General features: G+C 37.2%; 14 protein-coding genes. All 14 read left to right on the forward strand.

What is annotated here, in order from left to right:
* Positions 1 to 29: 29 nt before the first annotated feature.
* The 14 genes from JOC86_RS16835 to recA all read left to right on the forward strand — a co-directional run bounded on the left by JOC86_RS16835 (position 30) and on the right by recA (position 16,396).
* Positions 30 to 1,136 (forward strand): BMP family ABC transporter substrate-binding protein, encoded by a 1,107-nt coding sequence (locus tag JOC86_RS16835; RefSeq protein ID WP_205174065.1) that lies wholly within the window; start codon positions 30 to 32, stop codon positions 1,134 to 1,136.
* Between the two features lie 206 nt (positions 1,137 to 1,342).
* On the forward strand, positions 1,343 to 2,890 hold the full coding sequence (locus JOC86_RS16840) for an ABC transporter ATP-binding protein (protein WP_205174066.1): 1,548 nt from the start codon (positions 1,343 to 1,345) through the stop codon (positions 2,888 to 2,890).
* On the forward strand, positions 2,871 to 3,920 hold the full coding sequence (locus tag JOC86_RS16845) for an ABC transporter permease (protein WP_205174067.1): 1,050 nt from the start codon (positions 2,871 to 2,873) through the stop codon (positions 3,918 to 3,920). The genes JOC86_RS16840 and JOC86_RS16845 overlap by 20 nt, the downstream gene beginning before the upstream one ends.
* Positions 3,921 to 4,880, forward strand: coding sequence for an ABC transporter permease subunit (locus tag JOC86_RS16850; RefSeq protein ID WP_205174068.1), 960 nt, complete (start codon positions 3,921 to 3,923; stop codon positions 4,878 to 4,880).
* A 235-nt stretch (positions 4,881 to 5,115) separates the two neighbouring features.
* Positions 5,116 to 6,354 (forward strand): beta-N-acetylhexosaminidase, encoded by a 1,239-nt coding sequence (nagZ, locus tag JOC86_RS16855; RefSeq protein ID WP_205174069.1) that lies wholly within the window; start codon positions 5,116 to 5,118, stop codon positions 6,352 to 6,354.
* 262 nt (positions 6,355 to 6,616) lie between these two features.
* A complete protein-coding gene (yfmF, locus tag JOC86_RS16860) occupies positions 6,617 to 7,897 on the forward strand; it encodes an EF-P 5-aminopentanol modification-associated protein YfmF (RefSeq protein ID WP_205174070.1) in 1,281 nt (426 codons plus the stop codon).
* A complete protein-coding gene (gene yfmH, locus JOC86_RS16865) occupies positions 7,894 to 9,186 on the forward strand; it encodes an EF-P 5-aminopentanol modification-associated protein YfmH (RefSeq protein WP_205174071.1) in 1,293 nt (430 codons plus the stop codon). Before yfmF ends, yfmH begins: the two co-directional genes overlap by 4 nt.
* Positions 9,187 to 9,358: 172 nt before the next feature.
* Positions 9,359 to 10,081 carry an elongation factor P 5-aminopentanone reductase gene (ymfI, locus tag JOC86_RS16870; protein WP_205174072.1) on the forward strand — a complete coding sequence of 241 codons (723 nt, stop codon included), beginning with the start codon at positions 9,359 to 9,361 and terminating at the stop codon, positions 10,079 to 10,081.
* Positions 10,082 to 10,190: 109 nt separating this feature from the next.
* A complete protein-coding gene (locus JOC86_RS16875; protein ID WP_205174073.1) occupies positions 10,191 to 10,448 on the forward strand; it encodes a DUF3243 domain-containing protein in 258 nt (85 codons plus the stop codon).
* A 999-nt stretch (positions 10,449 to 11,447) separates the two neighbouring features.
* A complete protein-coding gene (locus tag JOC86_RS16880; RefSeq protein WP_205174074.1) occupies positions 11,448 to 12,239 on the forward strand; it encodes a DUF3388 domain-containing protein in 792 nt (263 codons plus the stop codon).
* A gap of 9 nt (positions 12,240 to 12,248) precedes the next feature.
* Positions 12,249 to 13,154 (forward strand): helix-turn-helix domain-containing protein, encoded by a 906-nt coding sequence (locus JOC86_RS16885; protein ID WP_338021769.1) that lies wholly within the window; start codon positions 12,249 to 12,251, stop codon positions 13,152 to 13,154.
* Between the two features lie 23 nt (positions 13,155 to 13,177).
* Positions 13,178 to 13,756, forward strand: coding sequence for a CDP-diacylglycerol--glycerol-3-phosphate 3-phosphatidyltransferase (gene pgsA, locus JOC86_RS16890; protein ID WP_205174075.1), 579 nt, complete (start codon positions 13,178 to 13,180; stop codon positions 13,754 to 13,756).
* A 29-nt stretch (positions 13,757 to 13,785) separates the two neighbouring features.
* Positions 13,786 to 15,027, forward strand: coding sequence for a competence/damage-inducible protein A (locus tag JOC86_RS16895; RefSeq protein ID WP_205174076.1), 1,242 nt, complete (start codon positions 13,786 to 13,788; stop codon positions 15,025 to 15,027).
* Between the two features lie 331 nt (positions 15,028 to 15,358).
* Positions 15,359 to 16,396, forward strand: coding sequence for a recombinase RecA (recA, locus tag JOC86_RS16900; RefSeq protein ID WP_205174077.1), 1,038 nt, complete (start codon positions 15,359 to 15,361; stop codon positions 16,394 to 16,396).
* Positions 16,397 to 16,573 lie beyond the last annotated feature (177 nt).

A 16,573-nucleotide genomic window follows, 5' to 3' on the forward strand; every position in this document is an offset into this window, starting at 1 on the left:
TATTACATTATTAATGGGGGGTACTTTAAGTGAAAAAGCGTAAATTTGGTATGGCGCTGTCACTCGTGCTTGCAGCAGGTACAATTTTAGGTGCATGTGGAACAAGTGGGGACAAAGAAGAAGGATCTTCAAAGGGCGGCAACGAAAAAGATAAATTTACTGTAGCAATGGTAACAGATGTTGGTGGAGTAGATGATAAATCATTTAACCAATCAGCTTGGGAAGGTCTTAAAGCTTTCGGTAAAGAGAATGATTTAGAAAAAGGTACTGATGGATTTGATTATCTTCAATCCCAATCAGATGCTGATTATTCAACAAACTTAAACAAATTAGCACGTCAAGATTTTGACTTAGTATATGGTATTGGCTTCTTAATGGAAGGGGCTATCAAAGAAATTGCTGAACAACAGAAAGAATCAAAATTTGCAATTGTTGATGCAGTAGTCGAACAACCAAACGTAGCTAGCATTATGTTTAAAGAACACGAAGCTTCTTTCTTAGCCGGAGTTGCTGCTGCAAATGCGACAAAAACGAACAAAATTGGATTTATCGGTGGAATGGAAATTCCCGTTATCGATCGTTTTGAAACTGGATTCCTTGCTGGTGTTGCATCCGTAAATCCTGATTTAAAAGTTGATGTACAATACGCTGGTGCATTCGATAAAGCAGAAGTTGGCCAAGCGATTGCTTCTAAAATGTATTCTTCTGGAGTAGATGTCATTTTCCATGCAGCTGGAGGAACTGGTAACGGACTATTTACAGAAGCTCGTAACTTGAAAGAAAAAGATCCTTCACGTGAACTTTGGGCAATCGGAGTAGACTCTGATCAAACTGCTGAAGGAATTGTTAAAGTAGATGGGGAAGAGAAGAACATTGTTTTAACATCTGCACTTAAGCGTGTAGATAATGCAGTAAAAGATCTTTCTACAAAAGCTATGGAAGGGAACTTCCCTGGAGGAGAAACCATTCTATACGGTTTAAAAGAAGAGGGAGTAGGAATTGCTCCACTCAATGAAGAAATTGAAAACAAGGATGAAATCATGAAAAAAGTAGAGGAATGGAAAGAGAAAATCATTAATGGTGACATCACTGTTCCATCTACTAAAGATGAGCTAAAATCTTTCAAAGCTAACTAATAGGTGATTTTTGGGATAAGCGGGCTTTGATTGTCGGCCTCTTATCCCATTTTCTTAAAATTCTAATTGAAGCGTAGATATTGATTCTACTTTTCACTTAGCGTTTTACCGAGGGCATGTCCCTCATTTTTCTTGAAAATACGAGGTCTGACCTCTAACTACTAACCTACTAATTCCGTATACCTTGGAACAAGGAGTGAGAAAGAATGGATTTTGTCATAGAAATGCTCAATATCCGTAAAGAGTTTCCCGGTATTGTTGCAAACGATAATATTACTCTTCAATTAAAAAAGGGAGAAATACATGCTCTCCTTGGGGAGAATGGAGCAGGTAAATCGACGCTAATGAATGTTCTCTTTGGCTTATATCAGCCAGAGCAAGGAGAGATTCGCGTTAGGGGTAAAAAAGTAAATATTTCTAACCCAAATATTGCAAATGATTTAGGGATTGGAATGGTTCATCAACATTTTATGCTTGTTGATACTTTTACAGTCACTGAAAATATCATTCTAGGTCGAGAGCCAAATAATATGGGGACTGTCGATATTAAAAAAGCAGAAAAAGATATTAGGGAAATATCAGATCGCTATGGTTTATCTGTAGATCCTACAGCGAAGATTTCAGAAATTTCTGTAGGTATGCAGCAACGAGTTGAAATTTTGAAAACGTTATATCGTGGAGCGGAAATTTTAATTTTCGATGAACCAACAGCCGTACTAACTCCGCAAGAGATAAAAGAACTAATTCAAATTATGAAAACCCTTATAAAAGAAGGGAAATCTATCATTCTAATTACCCATAAATTAAAGGAAATCATGGAAGTATGTGATCGAGTGACCGTTATACGTAAAGGCGAGGGGATTGGAACACTAGATGTAGAAGGAACCAATCCGAACGAACTTGCAAGCTTGATGGTGGGCCGTGAAGTTACTTTTAAAACAGAAAAAACACTTTCTAAACCTAAAGAGAATGTCCTGGAAATTTCTAATCTAGTTGTGAAAGACCATCGTAATATTCCGGTGGTAAAATCATTAGACCTAGAAGTAAAAGCAGGCGAAATTGTTGGGATTGCGGGTGTAGATGGCAATGGCCAAAATGAACTGATCGAAGCGATTACCGGACTAATGAAGGCAGAAAGCGGTTCAATCAAGCTGAATAATAAAGAAATTATAAATATGAAACCAAGAAAAATAACTGAATCGGGTGTAGGACACATTCCTCAGGATCGCCACAAGCATGGTTTAGTCCTTGACTTTCCAATTGGTGAAAACATGGCTCTTCAAAATTATTACATTAAACCGTATTCAACGGGTGGAATTCTAAATTACAAGAAAATCTATGAAAAGGCAAGAAATTTGATTAAGGAATTTGATGTACGAACACCTTCTGAGTATACAATGGCCCGTGCACTATCTGGAGGAAATCAGCAAAAAGCGATTATTGGACGGGAAGTAGATCGTGATCCTGATTTATTAATTGCTGCCCAGCCTACACGTGGGCTTGACGTTGGTGCTATCGAATTTATTCATAGTCGTTTAATCGAGCAAAGAGATAATGGTAAAGCTGTATTGCTCTTATCTTTTGAATTAGATGAAATAATTAATGTCAGTGATCGAATCGCAGTAATCTACGAGGGGAAAATCGTTTCAATTGTCGACCCCAAAGAAACAACAGAACAAGAACTAGGACTTCTTATGGCTGGTTCGAAACAACAGAAAGCAGGTGAGGATACTAATGTCAAGTCGCTTGATTAATATCATCATCCCCATAATTGCCGTATTTCTTGGTATTCTTGTCGGGACAATCATCATGATTTTTAGTGGATATAGTCCAATTGAAGGTTATTCGGCACTATGGAATGGGATATTCGGAGAAATTTATTATGTTGGTGAAACGATTCGCCAAGTAACACCTTATATATTGGCAGGACTAGCGGTTGCATTTGCTTTTAGAACAGGCCTATTTAACATTGGAGTGGAAGGTCAATTAATCGTTGGTTGGCTAGCAGCTGTTTGGGTTGGAGTGTCGTTTGAACTCCCTAAGATCATTCATTTACCCCTTGCCATTTTAGCAGCAGCTGTTGCAGGTGCGCTTTGGGGGTTCATTCCGGGTCTTCTCAAAGCGAAGTTCAAAGTTCATGAAGTCATTGTCACGATTATGATGAATTATGTTGCTTTACATGTGACAAATGCCATCATTCGTACGTATTTGTCTGAAAGTAGTGATCGTACAGAAAATGTTGCAGAAACTGCGAGCTTAGCTTCACCTTTTTTTGAATCATTGACTGATTATTCACGTATGCATTGGGGAATTTTCATTGCCATCGTATGTGCTTTTATTATGTGGTTCTTTCTAGAAAAAACAACAAAAGGTTATGAGTTAAGAGCTGTTGGGTTTAATCAACATGCATCACAGTACGCAGGCATGAACGTAGGAAATAATATCATTCTTTCCATGGTCATTTCTGGAGCTTTTGCAGGTCTAGCAGGTGCTATGGAAGGACTAGGTACTTTCGGATACGCTTCCATTAAAGGTGGGTTTACTGGTGTCGGATTTGACGGGATCGCAGTAGCTTTATTAGGAGGAAATGCTGCGATTGGGGTAATCCTTGCAGCGTTATTATTCGGTGGTTTAAAAATCGGAGCATTAAATATGCCGCTTGAAGCGGGTGTTCCGAATGAGCTTGTTGATATTATTATTGCACTTATTATATTCTTTGTAGCTTCAAGCTACATGATTCGTTGGTTTATTGAACGTTTAAGAAATAAAAAGGGGGTGAAATAAGTGGGCTTAATGGACATTTTGATGATTGTGATACCTTCTACATTGCTATGGGCGACTCCACTTATTTTCACTGCTTTAGGTGGAGCATTTTCCGAACGATCAGGTATCGTTAATATTGGTTTAGAAGGATTAATGGTTATTGGTGCGTTTGCTAGTATTGTATTTAATCTGGCTTATGCTGATACTTTAGGAGATGCAACACCTTGGATTGCTTTGATCGTAGCTATGTTAGTTGGGGCTATTTTGTCGGTGCTTCATGCCGTAGCCTCTATTACTTTCCGGGCAGATCAGGTTGTTTCTGGGGTAGCCATTAACCTATTAGCTATTGGAGCTGCATTATTCCTTGTGAAATTAATTTATGGGAAAGGTCAAACGGACATTATTCAAAAAGGATTCGGTAAGTTTGATATTCCATTTTTAAGTGACATTCCATTAATTGGAGATTTATTTTTTACCAATACGTATGCTCCACCTTTCCTTGCGATAGCCGTCGCTTTTCTAGTTTGGTTTATCATGTTTAAGACTCCGTTCGGACTACGGCTTCGTTCCGTTGGCGAACACCCAATGGCAGCGGACACGATGGGAATTAATGTGACAAAAATGCGCTATATCGGGGTTATACTGTCTGGAGCACTAGCTGGTATTGGTGGAGGGATTTATGCCCAAGCAATTTCATCAGACTTTGGTCATGCCACCATTAATGGTCAAGGGTTCATGGCATTAGCGGCACTTATCTTTGGGAAATGGCATCCACTTGGAGCTATGGGGGCAGCTTTGTTCTTCGGATTTGCTCAAAGCTTAAGTATCATTGGAAACAGCTTACCATTACTGGAGAATATCCCGAGAGTTTACTTATTAATCTCTCCGTATGTATTGACAATTTTAGCACTTGCAGGATTTATCGGGCGTGCAGATGCCCCTAAAGCACTTGGAAATCCTTATATTAAAGGGAAAAGATAATAGAAAAAAGACGTGGGTTTCTACGTCTTTTTTCTATTATCTACTTAAAATTGTTTTACAAAAAAAGGGGTTTTGAGTGTAAAAAGTTTCATTTATGTATATGCAGTAAGATGAACGAATATTTGTAACACAAGAGGTTTGATGAGAAGAATTATTAGGAATGATAGATTAAAGCTACTAAAGTGGTCAATTCTTATTTGTTATAACAAAAAATTTGTGAGGCGGGTGATTCTCGATGTTTAGGAAATCCGGATTTATATTCATTCTTGTAATAGTAGTTTTATCTATAGGATTTTTCTTCTTAGTTGACGACGATGATAAATCTTATCACAATGATAACTCTAGTCAAAGTGAAATATCAAAAAATGAACCGAGTCAGGAAGACTACTCTGAAATGATATCAGACATGAGTTTAAATGAAAAAATCGGCCAAATGGTTATTGCTGGAATCTCTGGAACCAAGATCAATCAATCCACCAAAACCTTAATTAACCAATACAAAGTTGGCGGGATTATTTTTTATGGGGATAATCTAGAATCCCCTCAGCAAGTCGTTCAATTATTGAATCAAATTAAATCCGAGAATAAGCAAAATCGTTTGCCTCTTCTGCTAAGTGTTGATGAGGAAGGAGGACGGGTTTCCAGATTGCCTGGGAACTTATTAGACCTTCCGACTAATAAGGAGATAGGAAAAATAAATAACCCCGAGTTTTCCTACGAAATCGGGACTCTCTTAGGGGAGGAATTAAAAGAATTCGGCTTCAATCTTGATTTTGCTCCAGTGCTTGATGTAAACAGCAATCCAAATAACCCAATAATCGGTGACCGCTCATTTGGAAACAATGCTGACCTTGTAAGTAAACTTGGAATTCAAACAATGAAAGGCATTCAGTCACAAAATATTATACCGGTGATTAAACATTTTCCTGGTCATGGGGACACGTCTGTTGATTCACATTTGAATCTTCCGAAGGTCAATAAAAGTCTAGAGGATTTAAAAAAGCTTGAAATCATACCGTTTAAAAATGCTATTGATAACGGGGCTGAGGTGGTGATGGTTGCTCATATTTTATTACCTAAAATTGATGCTACTTTTCCATCATCCATGTCTGATGAAATTATAACGAATATTCTAAGAAAACAACTGGATTTTAATGGTGTAGTCATAACAGATGATATGACAATGAAAGCCATTACAAACCATTACGATATCGGTCAAGCGGCTATCGAATCAGTGAAGGCTGGTAGTGACATTATTTTAGTAGCCCATGACTATAACCAAATATTGTCTACAATGGATGCATTGAAAGCAGCAGTTAAAAACGGAGAAATTTCAGAGGAAAGAATAAATGCAAGTGTCGACAGAATCATTCAGTTAAAAATGAATTACGAAATTATTAATGAAAAAGTGGAGGGCATAAATATAAAAGTACTGAATCAATCAATTAAAAATGTGTTAAGTGGAATAGAGTAATCTTTTTCAATTGATGTAATGTGTCTACATCAAATTCTACCTATTAAAATAGAGTTATGCCAAGTACTGAAACCTCTTATCCTTATCACCTTCTGTAACGATCCTTATTATAAGTAGGAGAAAAATCATATATTTGGATTCAAAGGTAAAAACTTGAAAGGATAAAGTTGTTACATGTATAGTTAAACTAACTTTATAACAAAATAAATAAATGGAATATTTTTAGTGAAATTTGCTTTTGATTACAAAAGGAGGTTGGAACATGAGTATGGTTAATGAAGTTATAATAAATAAACAAGGGTATTCATTACATATTGTGAAAACCGAAAAATATAAAACAAATACCCTCGTGTGGAAAATGAAAGCTCCTCTTCAATCAAACGATGTTACCCTAAGAGGATTATTACCGCATGTTTTGCAAAGCAGCAGCAAAAATTATCCAACTACAACAGCCTTTAGAACATATCTAGATGATCTATATGGAGCTAGCTTTTTTGTAGATGTAGCAAAAAAAGGTGAAAATCATATTATGAGCTTCTCCATTGAAGTGGCAAATGAAAAATTTCTCAAGGATTCTGAACCTCTTTTGAAAAAAGGACTTCAATTTCTGGCTGAAGTGCTACTGAATCCAAATGTTGAAGGAAACGCATTCCATAAAGAGACGGTTGAGAAAGAAAAAAGGAATCAAAAGGTTAGAATTCAATCTGTATTCGATGATAAAATGAGATATTCTAACTCAAGGCTTGTTGAGGAAATGTGTAAAGGAGAACCATTTGCCCTCCATGCCAATGGAAATGTAAATGATGTAGAAAGGGCAACAGCTTCAAATCTTTATGAATATTATCAGAAAGCGATTGCGGAAGACAGTCTAGACCTTTATGTCATTGGAGATATAGATGAACAAGAAGTAGAAAGTTTTTGTGACGAAATCTTTCAATTAGCTGAAAGAGATGAGAAACGAGTTAATTCCAATGCACAAAAAACGGTGGAGGAAGTTAAAGAAGTAAAAGAAGAGCAGGATGTAAAGCAAGGGAAATTAAATATAGGATATCGTACAAATGTTATGTATGGTGAAGAAGATTATTTTGCCCTCCAAGTGTTTAATGGAATATTCGGTGGCTTCTCTCATTCTAAACTTTTCATTAATGTTCGTGAAAAAGCGAGTCTCGCTTACTATGCTGCAAGTCGTCTTGAAAGCCATAAAGGTTTGATGATGGTGATGTCTGGAATAGATAGGAAGAATTATGATCAAGCCGTTCAAATTATTAAAGAGCAGATGGATGCCATGAAAAATGGAGAATTTACAGATGGTGAACTTGAACAAACAAAAGCGGTCATTAAAAATCAGCTTCTAGAAACGATTGACACTTCTAGAGGGTTAGTAGAAGTATTATATCACAATGTCGTCGCACAACAGCAATTGGTGCTAGAAGATTGGTTAGAGAAAGTAGAAAGAACCACTAAACAGGACATTATTGATGTAGCCAAAAAAATAAACATGGATACGATTTATTTTCTTACGGGAACGGAGGCATCCGCATGAAGAATATTACCTTTGATCAACTAGGTGAAGAGCTATTCTACGAGAAAATGGCCAATGGGTTAGATGTATATATTCTCCCTAAAAAGGGCTTCAATAAAACGTATGCAACATTCACTACAAAGTATGGTTCAGTGGATAATCACTTTGTTCCAAAAGGAAAAGATGAGTATGCTAAAGTTCCAGACGGTATTGCTCATTTTCTAGAGCATAAATTATTTGAAAAAGAAGATGGGGATGTTTTTCAACAATTTAGCCGTCAAGGAGCATCGGCTAATGCCTTTACCTCTTTTACACGAACGGCTTACCTCTTTTCATCGACGTCTAATGTTGAGAAAAACCTAGAAACCTTAATGGATTTTGTGCAGGAGCCATACTTCACTGAAAAAACGGTAGAAAAAGAAAAAGGAATTATTGGGCAAGAGATCACCATGTACGATGATAACCCAGATTGGAGATTATACTTTGGAGTCATTCAAAATATGTATAAAAATCATCCAGTAAAAATCGATATTGCAGGTACAATTGATTCTATTGCTGATATTACAAAGGATATGCTCTATGAATGCTATGAAACCTTCTATCATCCGAGTAATATGTTATTATTCGTAGTTGGTGCCGTGGACCCTGAAGTAACTATGAATCAAATCCGTGATAATCAAAACCAGAAAGATTATCAAAAGAAAGATGAAATCCAAAGGAAATTTGATGACGAACCAGAGGAAGTGGCAGAAAAGAAACAAGTTCTTAAAATGAATGTTCAAGCACCTAAATGTTTGGTTGGTGTAAAGGCTCTCGAATCGAACCAATCTGGTCAAGAAATGTTAAAAAGGGAACTTACAATGAACCTACTACTTGATATGCTCTTTGGAAAAAGCTCAAGTCTCTACCTTGAATTGTATAATCAAGGGTTAATTGATGAAACATTCCATTATGACTATACGCAGGAAAATGGATTTGGTTTTGCCATATTAGGTGGAGATACAGAACAACCCGATCAATTAGCAGAAGAGCTTCAAGGTATTTTGCTTAAGGCTAAAAATGGTGAGCATATAACAGAAGAAGCCCTTGAGCGTACAAAGAAAAAGAAAATTGGATCATTTTTAAGAGCGGTGAATTCACCTGAATTTATTGCTAATCAGTTTACTCGTTATGCCTTTAATGAGATGGATTTATTTGAAGTGGTTCCTACTCTTGAACAGATTACATTCAATGATGTAAAGGAAGTTGCTTCGAAATTTCTTGACGAGAAAAGATTTACAGTGTGTCAAGTAGTACCAAAAACATCATAAAATTGTTAAGAGGTTAATCATTAAGAGGGACTGACTCGGAATTATATGACTTGGACACGACTTAATTTATAGAAATAATCCTCTGAGTAATTTCTATTATCGTTGTCATGGCCAGCAATGAGTCAGTCTTTTCCTGTATGTTCCCTCTTTTTTTGTGAGGAGAAAGTAATATATGAAAAAATTTGCTTTAATTATCGGGGCATCTGGTGGTATTGGAGCAGAAACCGCAAGAACGCTAGCCGGTCAGGGATGGAATTTATATTTACATTATTATTTAAATTCAGACATTATTGATGATTTGAAAGCAGAATTGCTTTCAAATGATATAGAAATCCATTGTATTCAAGCTGATTTATCTAAAAAGGAAGGAGTTACTAAGATTCTTAACAGTATTTTTAAAATAGATGCTGTTGTTTATACTTGTGGAGAATCTCATTATGGTTTATTTGAAGATATGAATGATAAAGAGATGGATTTCATGTGGAATCTTCACGTGAAAAGCCCGATGCTTCTGCTTCAAAGATTACTTGCAAAGCTAAGAGGTAATGATCTTGCAAGTATTGTGTTGGTAAGTTCTATTTGGGGGCAAACGGGAGCTTCATGCGAAGTGTTGTACTCCACTATGAAAGGAGCTCAGATTTCTCTTGTGAAATCTTTGAGTAAAGAGGTAGCTCGCAGTGGGATCAGAGTGAATGCCGTTGCGCCAGGAGCTGTACACACTAATATGATGAACCAATTTACAGATGAAGTGATATTAGAAATTACAGAAGAGATACCGATGGGAAGAATGGGACAACCACACGAAATAGCTGAGTCAATCTCCTTTCTATTATCACCTCAGTCGTCTTATATTACAGGACAGGTAATAGCAATAAATGGTGGCTGGTATACATAATTTGATTAACTACATGAATATTTTTGAACCTCAGATGCAAACTAACATTGTACTCCGAAAAAAGGAGCAGTTTTTAGTTAGTTTTGCGCATATTAAAGGAGGGTATAAAATGTCTGTATTAGATAACTGGTCAGATTGGAAAAACTTTTTAGGTGATCGTTTACATCAAGCACAGCATGAAGGAATGGATGGTAAAGTAGTATCTGAATTAGCTTATCAAATTGGTGACTACTTATCGAATCAAGTAGAAGCAAAAAATGACCAAGAACAAGTTCTGGCTGACTTATGGTCTGTTGCATCACCGGAAGAACAGCATGCTATTGCGAATATGATGGTGAAGCTAGTAAATAATAACGGTACACGCTAAGAGGGGATACTTCCTCTCTTTTTTTATACAAGAAAAGCCAAGTTTATCTTGTCTTATCTAAAATATAGATCACATTCCTTCTCCTGTGCAATAGAAAGTGTATGTTCTTGTTGCTTGAGTTATTTAATATACAGATTTTCGGATAGTTTTCCTTTTCTAATAGGAAGAAATCATATATTATAGTATCTAGACAGTCTTAATTGTCATCTTAAAATTTACTATTAAAGAATCTTTGTCGTTGTTAAGCGCAAAGCAACCAGCCCCGGTAGACTAAGTCAGTTGCAAGGATACGAAATTCCATCTTTCCGATGCGCTGCTTCTTATGTAGACTGAGGCTATTCAATGCGCCTGCGCTTTTTCTTAGTGTTTATGGATAAAAAGGATTAAGTTTAAACCAAGTGAGGACATCTTAGGTATAACCAAGGTATTTTAATGTTATGAATTGTCCTTTCGATGTCAATGCCCGGAGGATGTTTGACCAACAAGGGATTCCCATAGAGTATGGAGAACTTGGTCTTTCATCCATATGATGCGTCTGCACTTATCGGTGTCCAGCTCCGGCGCCTAGGTTCTCGAGACAGAAGCCAAGTCCCCTAGAAAGGGAAATGGCACCCTTTCTAGGAAACACGTCTTATGCTTGTCGGAGGCCTACAGGACGTAGGTCAGAAAGGCGTTGCCACAGGACGGTGGCGAACTTAGCCTTTCATCCTTCCGAGGGATTTCCACTTATCGGTGTCCAGCTCCGGCGCCTAGGTCCTCGAGACATAAGTCAAGCCACCTAGAAAGGGAAAAGGCACCCTTTCTAGGTGACTCGTCTTATGCTTGTCGGACCTGTTCAAGGCGCCTCCGCTTTTCATTGTCCAGCTCCGGCGCCTAGGTCCTCGAGACATAAGCCAAGCCCCCTAGAAAGGGAAAAGGCACCCTTTCTAGGTGACTCGTCTTATGCTTGTCGGACCTGTTCGAGGCGCCTCCGCTTTTATAATAATCAGGAGGGGAATTATGGAGAGAAAAGAATGGTATTTAGAATATGAAATTCAAAAAAATCGTCCAGGCCTCTTAGGCGACATTTCCTCGTTATTAGGCATGCTGTCAATCAATATTATTACCATTAACGGCGTTGATGAAGGGCGTCGAGGGATGCTTTTATTTGCGAATAGTGATGAACAAATTACTCGTCTTGAATCGATCTTACAGACAATGGATACGATAAATGTAACAAAGCTAAGAGAACCAAAGCTTAGAGATCGACTAGCTGTTAGGCACGGTCGGTACATTCAAAGAGATGCCGATGATAAAAAAACCTTTCGATTTATACGAGATGAACTGGGCCTATTAGTTGATTTTATGGCTGAACTGTTTAAACAGGAAGGTCATAAATTGGTCGGAATTCGCGGTATGCCTCGAGTCGGAAAAACAGAATCGGTTGTAGCCTCAAGTGTATGTGCTAACAAAAAATGGCTGTTTGTTTCTTCTACTTTGTTAAAACAAACGATTCGTAGTCAGCTCATTGATGATGAATATTCATCTGATAATATTTTTATTATTGATGGAATTGTATCAACAAGGAGAGCAAATGAAAGGCACTGGCAATTAGTAAGGGAAATTATGAGATTATCAGCAGTAAAGGTGATTGAGCATCCAGATATTTTTGTCCAGAACTCTGAATATTCTTTGGATGATTTTGATTATATTATTGAATTAAGAAATGATCCAGAAGAAGAAATTACATATGATTTAGTACACAAGAACAACATGTTTCAAGATTCTGATTTTGGAGGATTTGATTTTTAAATTTGGCAGGTGTTACGTTTGACAGAATTAGGAGCACGATTAAAAGAAGCCCGTGAAGCTAAAGGCTATTCATTGGAAGACTTACAAAGGGTAACGAAGATCCAAAAGCGTTACCTTATTGGGATTGAAGAAGGTAACTATGATTTGATCCCAGGGAAATTTTATGTCCGTGCGTTCATTAAACAATACGCGGAAAGTGTTGGGCTTTCCCCAGAAATTATTTTTGAAGAGTATAAGAATGATATCCCTGCTTCCTTCAATGATGACATTCCGGAACAGCTTTCAAGAGTCCGTACACGTAAAACAGTTCCCCAAAGTTCATCTAAGGCATTTGATATTATTCCGAAACTCCTTGTCGCTATTTTTGTTATTGGAGCATTATTTGTTATTTGGTTAGTGGTTTCAAATTATTTAGGAAATGATAAGAATAATGGTGAAACAAATGAGGATCGGTCACCGGTTCAGGTAGATCAAAACAAAGATGCAGATAAAAACAAAAAAGCTAATGAGAACAGTAATGAACAAAATGAAACTGCAAAAGGGGATACTAATCAGACAGAAATGCCCGAAGAAAAATCTGAAACCCAAAAGCCTGAGCTATCAGTCGTAGAATCTTCTGGGATTCAAACAACGTACGAATTAAAAAACGCAGAGGAATTTAAATTAGATTTAGCAACTTCTGGCGATTCATGGATTGAAGTCTACAATTCTAAAGGTGAACAGCTTTCGTATGGAATGATGACGGACGGAGGAAGCAAAAGCATTGATTTAAAGGATGACCCTGAAGCGTCTCTTATAATAGGGAATGCTTCTAATACAGAGATTAAAGTCAATGGTACAGTATTACAATATGAAATTTCCCCAACAGAAGTAGTTAGACAGAATATTACCATTCAGTTTTCAAAGTCTGAATAGTCATCATCAGGAGGTACGAACCCGTGAACTTACCCAATAAAATTACAGTATCAAGAATATTATTAATTCCATTGTTCGTTATAATTATGATTGTTCCTTTTAATTGGGGAGGCATAACGTTTTTAGGAGCTGATATGCCCGTCACTCATTTTGTTGGAGGGTTATTGTTTATCATCGCTTCTACAACGGATTGGATTGATGGATACTACGCAAGGAAACTTAACCAGGTTACAAATCTCGGGAAATTTTTAGATCCATTAGCTGACAAATTACTAGTATCTGCTGCTTTAATCGTGTTAGTAGAACTAGGTTTCGCAGCTTCTTGGATTGTGATTATTATTATTAGTCGTGAATTTGCTGTAACAGGCTTACGATTAGTTTTAGCTGGTGAAGGCGAAGTTGTAGCAGCCAATAATTTAGGAAAGATTAAAACCTGGACACAAATCATTGCGATTTCAGCACTTCTTCTTCATAACACGATTTTTGAAGTCATAAATTTCCCGTTTGCTACCGTTGCTTTATGGGTAGCAATGATTATGACGATTTGGTCCGGCTGGGATTATTTCTATAAAAACAAACAGGCATTGCTGAACTCAAAATAGGAATATATGAGAATTAAGGGGATGATGTCTTGAACGCTGAGATCATTGCTGTAGGTTCAGAATTATTATTAGGGCAGATCGTAAATACGAATGCCCGTTTTTTATCTGAACAATTAGCAGAAATTGGAGTGAATGTGTACTATCACACAGTTGTTGGAGATAATTCAACAAGATTAAAGGATGCGTTAGCGCTTGCAGAGAAAAGAGCAGATTTAATTATTTTCACAGGGGGACTAGGTCCAACAAAAGATGATCTGACAAAAGAAACGATTGCTAACCATTTGGAAACAACTCTTGAAATGAACGATGCTGCTTTTCAATCGATTAAGGATTATTTTCATAAAACCAAAAGAATTATGACTCCGAATAATGAAAAACAGGCTCTAGTCTTAAAGGGTTCAACAGTGTTAGCAAATGAAAAAGGAATGGCACCAGGAATGTACTTTAGTCACAACGGAATGCATTATATGCTCCTTCCTGGTCCTCCATTTGAAATGGAACCGATGTTTGAAAAGTATGGAAAAACAGCCATTGAAAAGGCTTTAGGTCGTAAAGAAACCATTCATTCTAGAGTACTGAGGTTCTTTGGAATTGGCGAAGCGCAACTTGAAACCGAGATTGAAGACATAATCAATGAGCAATTAAATCCAACAGTGGCTCCTCTGGCTTCAGACGGTGAAGTAACACTTCGCTTAACGGCTAAACATGAGTCAAAAGAAATTGCAGGAGAGATGTTAGATCAGATGGAAGAAAAGATCTTGAAGATTCTTTCACCCTATTTTTATGGGTATGATGATACATCTCTCATGAAGGAATTATCTGATAGATTGAAAGAAAAAGAAATTACTCTATCTGTTGCAGAAAGTTTAACCGGTGGACTATTCCAATCAGAGTTCACGAATATCTCAGGCGCTGGTTCTGTCTTAAAGGGCGGAATTGTTTGTTACACCAATGAGGTAAAAAAAGAGCTTCTATCCGTTTCAAAAAATACTTTAAGTATTCATGGGGCAGTAAGTGAGCCATGTGCTAAAGAACTAGCCGAAAATGTTAGAGAGCTTTTCAAGTCAGACATTGGAATTAGTTTTACTGGTGCAGCAGGTCCAGGTCCCCATGAAGGAATGCCAGAAGGAACCGTTTGGATCGGGATAGCAGAAAAAGGTAAACCGACAAGAACATTCCTGCTAAATTTAGCCGGTGGAAGAAACGCCAATCGAATCCGAACCGTAAAATATGGATGTTATTATTTACTAAAAGAAGTAGTATCCATATAGATAATTATAAACGCTGACCCAAAGGATGTTAACATTTCACCCTATTATCATTCGCTCTAAAGGGTCAGTTTTAATGTGTAAAGCGCCAATGAATGTTCTGATAAATAGTTAAAAAGTAGTTTATTAGTTGTTTATAGTGTTTATTTTCTGTTTTTTATAGAAGAAAACTATTTTTTAATTGAAAAGCAGTTCATAAAAAAACCGAATGAATGTTCGATTTTTTTATTGATAAAGTGAAAGAAAACAGATATAGTAGAGATAGGTTCAGAAATGAGACAAAATACTTTTGTCTTCTTATATATTAATTGAATGGTATAAAGGAGGAAGTTTAGTGAGTGATCGTCAAGCTGCCTTAGATATGGCTCTTAAACAAATTGAAAAGCAATTCGGAAAAGGCTCCATTATGAAATTAGGTGAACAAACAGATAGACAAATCGTTACCGTACCAAGTGGTTCATTAGCACTTGATACAGCACTTGGAGTGGGTGGCTACCCAAGAGGGCGTATTATTGAAATTTATGGTCCTGAGAGTTCAGGTAAAACAACCGTAGCGCTTCATGCTATAGCAGAAGTACAAGCTCAAGGAGGGCAAGCAGCGTTCATAGACGCAGAGCATGCGCTTGACCCTGTATATGCACAGAAATTAGGGGTTAATATTGATGAACTATTACTCTCTCAACCTGACACAGGGGAACAAGCTTTAGAAATTGCCGAGGCTCTTGTTCGAAGTGGAGCAGTGGATGCAATTGTTATTGACTCTGTTGCAGCTCTTGTACCAAAAGCGGAGATTGAAGGGGAAATGGGAGACTCACACGTAGGTTTGCAAGCTCGTCTGATGTCCCAAGCCCTTCGTAAACTATCAGGAGCTATTAACAAATCTAAAACGATTGCGATCTTCATAAACCAGATTCGTGAAAAAGTAGGAGTTATGTTCGGTAATCCGGAAACAACTCCAGGTGGACGCGCGTTAAAATTCTATTCATCTGTACGTTTAGAGGTAAGACGTGCTGAAACATTAAAACAAGGGAATGAGATGGTTGGGAATAAAACCCGTGTAAAAGTTGTTAAGAATAAGGTGGCTCCTCCTTTCCGTGTGGCAGAACTTGATATTATGTACGGAGAAGGAATTTCAAAAGAAGGGGAAATTGTTGACCTCGGTTCTGAAGTGGATATTGTCCAAAAAAGTGGTGCATGGTATTCCTATAATAACGAAAGACTTGGACAAGGGCGTGAGAATGCAAAACTATTCTTGAAAGAAAACCCTGAGGTTCGAAGTGAAATAATGCAAAAGATCCGTGAGCATTACGGCCTGGATACCGGAAAAGCGGAAATAGAAGAAGGGCAAGAAGAATTATTTGCTGATGAGTAGAAAGTGACAATAAAGGGTTGGCCCAAATGGTCAATCCTTTTTGTTATATTTGTAATAAAATTATTCAGTGTTTAAAAAAGTGTAGAAAGTTAAGAATGATAAGGGGTGAAAAGGGAGAACCCCTTGACAATGAATTTTCTGAGATTTAAAATTAACATGTATATTTTACAATTTTTT

The organism is Rossellomorea pakistanensis (assembly GCF_016908495.1).
Taxonomy (GTDB): Bacteria; Bacillota; Bacilli; order Bacillales; family Bacillaceae_B; genus Rossellomorea; species Rossellomorea pakistanensis.

Excerpts from the sequence above, each read along its gene's own strand:
- nagZ (WP_205174069.1), top strand. The coding sequence starts at position 5,116 with ATGTTTAGGAAATCCGGATTTATATTCATTCTTGTAATAGTAGTTTTA.
- yfmF (WP_205174070.1), top strand. The coding sequence starts at position 6,617 with ATGAGTATGGTTAATGAAGTTATAATAAATAAACAAGGGTATTCATTA.
- JOC86_RS16840 (WP_205174066.1), top strand. The coding sequence starts at position 1,343 with ATGGATTTTGTCATAGAAATGCTCAATATCCGTAAAGAGTTTCCCGGT.
- JOC86_RS16875 (WP_205174073.1), top strand. The coding sequence starts at position 10,191 with ATGTCTGTATTAGATAACTGGTCAGATTGGAAAAACTTTTTAGGTGAT.
- yfmH (WP_205174071.1), top strand. The coding sequence starts at position 7,894 with ATGAAGAATATTACCTTTGATCAACTAGGTGAAGAGCTATTCTACGAG.
- JOC86_RS16845 (WP_205174067.1), top strand. The coding sequence starts at position 2,871 with ATGTCAAGTCGCTTGATTAATATCATCATCCCCATAATTGCCGTATTT.
- JOC86_RS16880 (WP_205174074.1), top strand. The coding sequence starts at position 11,448 with ATGGAGAGAAAAGAATGGTATTTAGAATATGAAATTCAAAAAAATCGT.
- ymfI (WP_205174072.1), top strand. The coding sequence starts at position 9,359 with ATGAAAAAATTTGCTTTAATTATCGGGGCATCTGGTGGTATTGGAGCA.